The sequence below is a fragment of the Aquabacterium sp. genome (assembly GCF_014378415.1).
Taxonomy (GTDB): Bacteria; Pseudomonadota; Gammaproteobacteria; order Burkholderiales; family Burkholderiaceae_C; genus Aquabacterium.
The window spans coordinates 1-4,192 of the sequence record NZ_JACMNS010000165.1 but is presented as its reverse complement, the minus strand read 5'-3'; the positions used below and the strand labels follow the sequence as shown (position 1 = coordinate 4,192).

At 61.5% G+C, this 4,192-nt stretch carries 5 protein-coding genes; 2 read left to right on the top strand and 3 right to left on the bottom strand.

What is annotated here, in order from left to right:
• Positions 1 to 105 precede the first annotated feature (105 nt).
• Positions 106 to 624 (bottom strand): GNAT family N-acetyltransferase, encoded by a 519-nt coding sequence (locus H7225_RS14835; protein WP_290663160.1) that lies wholly within the window; start codon positions 622 to 624, stop codon positions 106 to 108.
• Between the two features lie 77 nt (positions 625 to 701).
• Here H7225_RS14835 and H7225_RS14830 point away from each other — a divergent pair, with 77 nt between their 5' ends.
• Positions 702 to 1,553 (top strand): PA4780 family RIO1-like protein kinase, encoded by an 852-nt coding sequence (locus H7225_RS14830; protein WP_290663159.1) that lies wholly within the window; start codon positions 702 to 704, stop codon positions 1,551 to 1,553.
• Between the two features lie 8 nt (positions 1,554 to 1,561).
• Here H7225_RS14830 and H7225_RS14825 read toward each other — a convergent pair whose 3' ends face one another.
• Complete coding sequence (locus tag H7225_RS14825) at positions 1,562 to 2,461, bottom strand: alpha/beta hydrolase (RefSeq protein WP_290663158.1); 900 nt, start codon at positions 2,459 to 2,461, stop codon at positions 1,562 to 1,564.
• A gap of 102 nt (positions 2,462 to 2,563) precedes the next feature.
• A complete protein-coding gene (locus H7225_RS14820) occupies positions 2,564 to 3,334 on the bottom strand; it encodes a ParA family protein (RefSeq protein WP_290663157.1) in 771 nt (256 codons plus the stop codon).
• 109 nt (positions 3,335 to 3,443) lie between these two features.
• Between H7225_RS14820 and H7225_RS14815 the strand changes: the two genes are divergently transcribed.
• On the top strand, positions 3,444 to 3,995 hold the full coding sequence (locus H7225_RS14815; RefSeq protein WP_290663156.1) for a glutaredoxin family protein: 552 nt from the start codon (positions 3,444 to 3,446) through the stop codon (positions 3,993 to 3,995).
• Positions 3,996 to 4,192 lie beyond the last annotated feature (197 nt).

Genomic DNA, 4,192 nt, shown 5'->3' with positions numbered 1-4,192 from the left:
CGTTGGAGTGGCTCCAGATCTCGGCCGATGAACTGGCGGTTTGGGCAGACGAGGTCATGGAGATGCTGGAGATCGGTTGACCTCCAGCCGAACCCTGATCCCGGCTCAGCCGATGGCCCGCGCCAGGCGGATCGTCTCGATCTTCACGCCACCCGTGTCCACCGTCTTGGCGGTGTTCATTTCGCGCTTGAAGCCGGCCACTTCGTGGAAGTTCATCGCGCGTTCATTGCGCAAGGGCAGCCACAGCGAGACGTGGGTACAGCCTTCGTCTTCGAGGCCGTCGCGGGCGGCGTCCCACAGGGCCAGGCCTGCGCCGGTGGACCACATCGTGGGGGTGACGTAGATCTGCCAGATCTCGCCCATGGTGGACGGGGTTTTGGGGTCGCGCGAGCGGTCGTAACCGACAAAGCCGACCACTTGCTCGCCCTCATGCGCCACCTGGATCTGCGGCTCGCCCATTTCGATGGCTTCGCGCCAGTAGCCCTGGCGCTTGTTGGCGAACAGGCTGCTCAGCAGTTCGTCAGGCACCAAGTCCTTGTAGGAGGCCTGCACGGCGGCGGCGTAAATGTCGGCAATGGCCATGGCATCGCGGGGAATGGCGGAGCGAACCTGATATCGGGACATGACAAATTGGGTGTTGTTGCACGGATAAGTTCTGGACCAGGATTGTCGTCGCATCCGGGCGGCGCACAATGCGCACCATGAAAATCCCCAAAAGACTGGAACCGCTGATTGAAGATGGCTTGATCGATGGGGTGGTTCGCCAGCTGATGAGCGGCAAAGAGGCCATGGTTTTCGTGGTGCGTTGCGGCGACGACATCCGCTGTGCCAAGGTCTACAAAGAAGCCAACAAACGCAGTTTTCGCCAGGCGGTGGACTACACCGAGAACCGCAAGACCAAAAACAGCCGCCAGGCGCGCGCCATGGCCAAAGGTACGCGCTATGGCCGCGAGGCGCAAGAGGCCGCGTGGCAAAACGCCGAAGTCGACGCCCTGTACCGCCTGGCCGGCGCGGGCGTGCGCGTGCCCAAGCCCTACAACTTCCACGAAGGCGTTTTGCTGATGGAGTTGGTGACGGGGGCCGATGGCGATGCGGCGCCGCGCCTCAACGATCTGTCCTTCGAGCCTGAGCTGGCTCGCCAGTATCACCAGACCCTGATCGTGGAAGTGGTGCGCATGCTGTGCGCGGGCGTGGTCCACGGTGACTTGTCGGAGTTCAACATCCTGGTGAGCGCTGATGGCCCAGTCATCATCGACCTGCCCCAGGCGGTGGACGCTGCCGGCAACAACCACGCGCCCGGCATGCTGGAGCGCGATGTGGCCAACCTGCGGCAGTATTTCGGGCAATACGCGCCCGAACTGCTAACGACCGACTACGGTCGCGAAATCTGGGCTTTGTACGAAGCTGGTGGCCTGCACCCGGAGGTAAAACTCACCGGCCAGTTCGCCAGAAATGAAAAAGTCGTCGACCTGGACAGCGTGCTGCGCGAGATCGACGACGCCAAGGATGAAGAAGCAGCCCGCAGGCTGCGACTACAAACGCCAGCTCAGTAAGCTGCTGCTCAGTAAGGGCAGTTTTCCTTGTAGGTGGAGATCAGCGAGCCTGACACGTCAGCTTGATGGGACGCACCGCACAGGAAATCGCTGTAGCGGTTGTCGTTGTCGGCGAAGCGCTTGAGCCACGAGATGCTGTACTTGCCGATCACCGCCTTCAGCGCCGCGCTGGTGGTGCTGTTAGTGCACGAGTGGCCCACGCCCTTCATTTCCAGCAAGGCCTTGTTCAGCGTGGGTGTGAAGCTGTCATAGAACTTGTTGGCGTGACTGGCGACGGGGGCAATGGTGTCGCTCTCACAAGACACGATCAGGGTCGGGACGGTCATCGTCGAGTAATTTTTGACGGTTTCCCAGGGGGCCATGGGGATGGAGGCCTTCAGGGTGGGGTTGTCACGTGCGGCGTCGAGCGAACCGCCGCCACCCATGGAGTGGCCCATCACGGCTTGGCGGGTGCCATCAACGCGGCCTGCAAACGGGCTGGTGCTGTTGGCGCTGAGCCCAGAGACTTGCTTGAGGGCGGCGATCATTTGCTTGGCACGGCTGGATGGCGCGTCCAGGGCGGTCTTGGTGTCAATGGTGACCACCACGAAGCCATGCGAGGCCAGCAGAGGCCCCAACCAATTGATGGCCGATTGCTTCTCAGTGAAACCAGGGGTGACCGACACCACGGCGAAGGCGCCTTCCGTGTTGGTGGTGGGGTAGTACACCGTGCCGCCGCCGTAACCGCTGGGCGCCGCAATCTTGGTGTTGGAGACGGCGTAGGGGCCGGTGGTTTCCAGCGCGGCCGTGGTGGGATCCGGGCCGTGCACATAAGACTGAGCACCGGCTGCCAGCGACAGGGCCAGTGCGCTGACACCCAGCGAAACCTGCAGCAGACGCGAGAATTTGGAGTGTGTGGTGTGGGTCATGATCGACTTTTTGGTTGGCGAAGTGAAACTGTTGCCAAACATACCGTCGATGTTGTCCAAATTCGATTGGTGTATTTACCGCCCCGCGTTAAAGGGGTGCAGTCAGTTGCTGCGCAAACTGTCGTGCAGGGCCACGAAATCCTGGGTCAGTTTGTGGCGCGGATCCAGGTGGATCATGGGCTTGGCCTGCTGGTGCGATTCGCGGATGCGCACCGAGGCGCTCAGGTAGGGTTGCAGCACTGGCAGGCCTTCGTCGATCAGCTCTTGAACCAGCTTTTGCGGCAGGTTGGCGCGCGGCTGGAACTGGTTGACCACGATGCCGTCGACTTTCAGGTCGCTGTTGTGGTCGGCCTGGATCTCTTGCACGTTCTCCAGAAGCGAGTACAGCGCCCGGCGCGAGAAATCGTCGCAGTCAAAAGGGATCAGGCAGCCTTGCGCGGCGATCAATGCCGAGCGCGTGTAGAAGTTCAAGGCGGGCGGGGTGTCGATGTAGACACGGTCGTAGGCTTCGTCCAGCTCGGCCAGGGCATCGCGCAGTTTGTAGATTTTGTGCCGCGACTCCAGCTTGCTTTGCAGCTCTTCCAGTTCGGGGCTAGAGGGCATCAGGTCCAGGTTGTCCCACTGGGTGGCCACCACGAAGTCAGCGGTGTTCTTGGGGCGGGCGCTGAACTTCAGCGTTTGGTCGAAGAACTCGGCCAGGTTGGCCGTGCCATCCTCCAACGAATCGCCCATCAGGTAGTGCGTGGAGTTGCCTTGGGGGTCCAGGTCGATGACGAGTGTGCGCAGCCCTTGGCTCGCGCTGATGGCCGCCAGGTTGCAGGTGATGGTGGATTTGCCGACACCACCTTTTTGGTTGAATACAACGTAGCGCATGGTCCGGTCCCTTCTGCTGATGAATGCGCATTGTGCACTGCAACAATGCATATTCTGGTGACGCGGGCGGCGCGATTTCAGGCAGAGTGGGCATTGATCCAACCACCCCATGAATGGCATGACGCAGAGCTGCCCCAAGTGCCACCATGTTCGCCAGCCCGGAGCGCTGGCCCCCGATTGGCAATGCCCCGCTTGCGGCGTGGCTTATGCCAAGGTGTCCGATGGATTGCGTGACCAACCCGTGCGCACCGAGGTGTTCGTGGCTCGGCAGCCAAGCCCGTTCGCTTGGGGCAAATGGGTGGCCGTGGCGGTGTTGGCCTATGGTGCCTGGATGGGGTGGCAAGTGTCGGCCAAGCACCGCTTGCAAGGCCATGACGCCGAGCAGTTTTCGTCAGGCGATGTGCAGGCTTTGGCGGCCTCGGTCAAGTCGGGCGATGTGATCATCTACACCACCACGACCTGCCCCTATTGCGCGCAAGCCAAGGGCTGGCTGACGCAGAACGGCTTTGCCTTCACCGAATGCGATGCGCAAACCAGCATGGACTGCGAACGCAGGCTGCAGGAGCTGGGCGGCGTGGGCGTGCCTTTCCTGATGGTCAAGGGCAAGCCCATGAAAAACGGCTTTGACTCGGACGAGTTTCTGGCCTTGCTGAAGTCGTAGCGCTGGGTCAAAACCCCCTCCACAGGAGGAGTGCCTTGAAGGGGGCGTCTGGCTAGACTGCCCGAATTGAAATCAATGAGGGAGCCCAGTCATGACAAACTACGTGCGCGCCAACAACCTTGATGCGTTGGCGTTGGCCGCATGAGGCATCGGTTGATGCGGGCCATGTTGACCACGCGATGTGCGGCAGTGATGGG

What these genes read in the sequence shown, in the direction of transcription:
- H7225_RS14830 (WP_290663159.1), top strand. Translation starts at nt 702, where the DNA reads ATGAAAATCCCCAAAAGACTGGAACCGCTGATTGAAGATGGCTTGATC.
- H7225_RS14815 (WP_290663156.1), top strand. Translation starts at nt 3,444, where the DNA reads ATGAATGGCATGACGCAGAGCTGCCCCAAGTGCCACCATGTTCGCCAG.
- H7225_RS14835 (WP_290663160.1), bottom strand. Translation starts at nt 624, where the DNA reads ATGTCCCGATATCAGGTTCGCTCCGCCATTCCCCGCGATGCCATGGCC.
- H7225_RS14825 (WP_290663158.1), bottom strand. Translation starts at nt 2,461, where the DNA reads ATGACCCACACCACACACTCCAAATTCTCGCGTCTGCTGCAGGTTTCG.
- H7225_RS14820 (WP_290663157.1), bottom strand. Translation starts at nt 3,334, where the DNA reads ATGCGCTACGTTGTATTCAACCAAAAAGGTGGTGTCGGCAAATCCACC.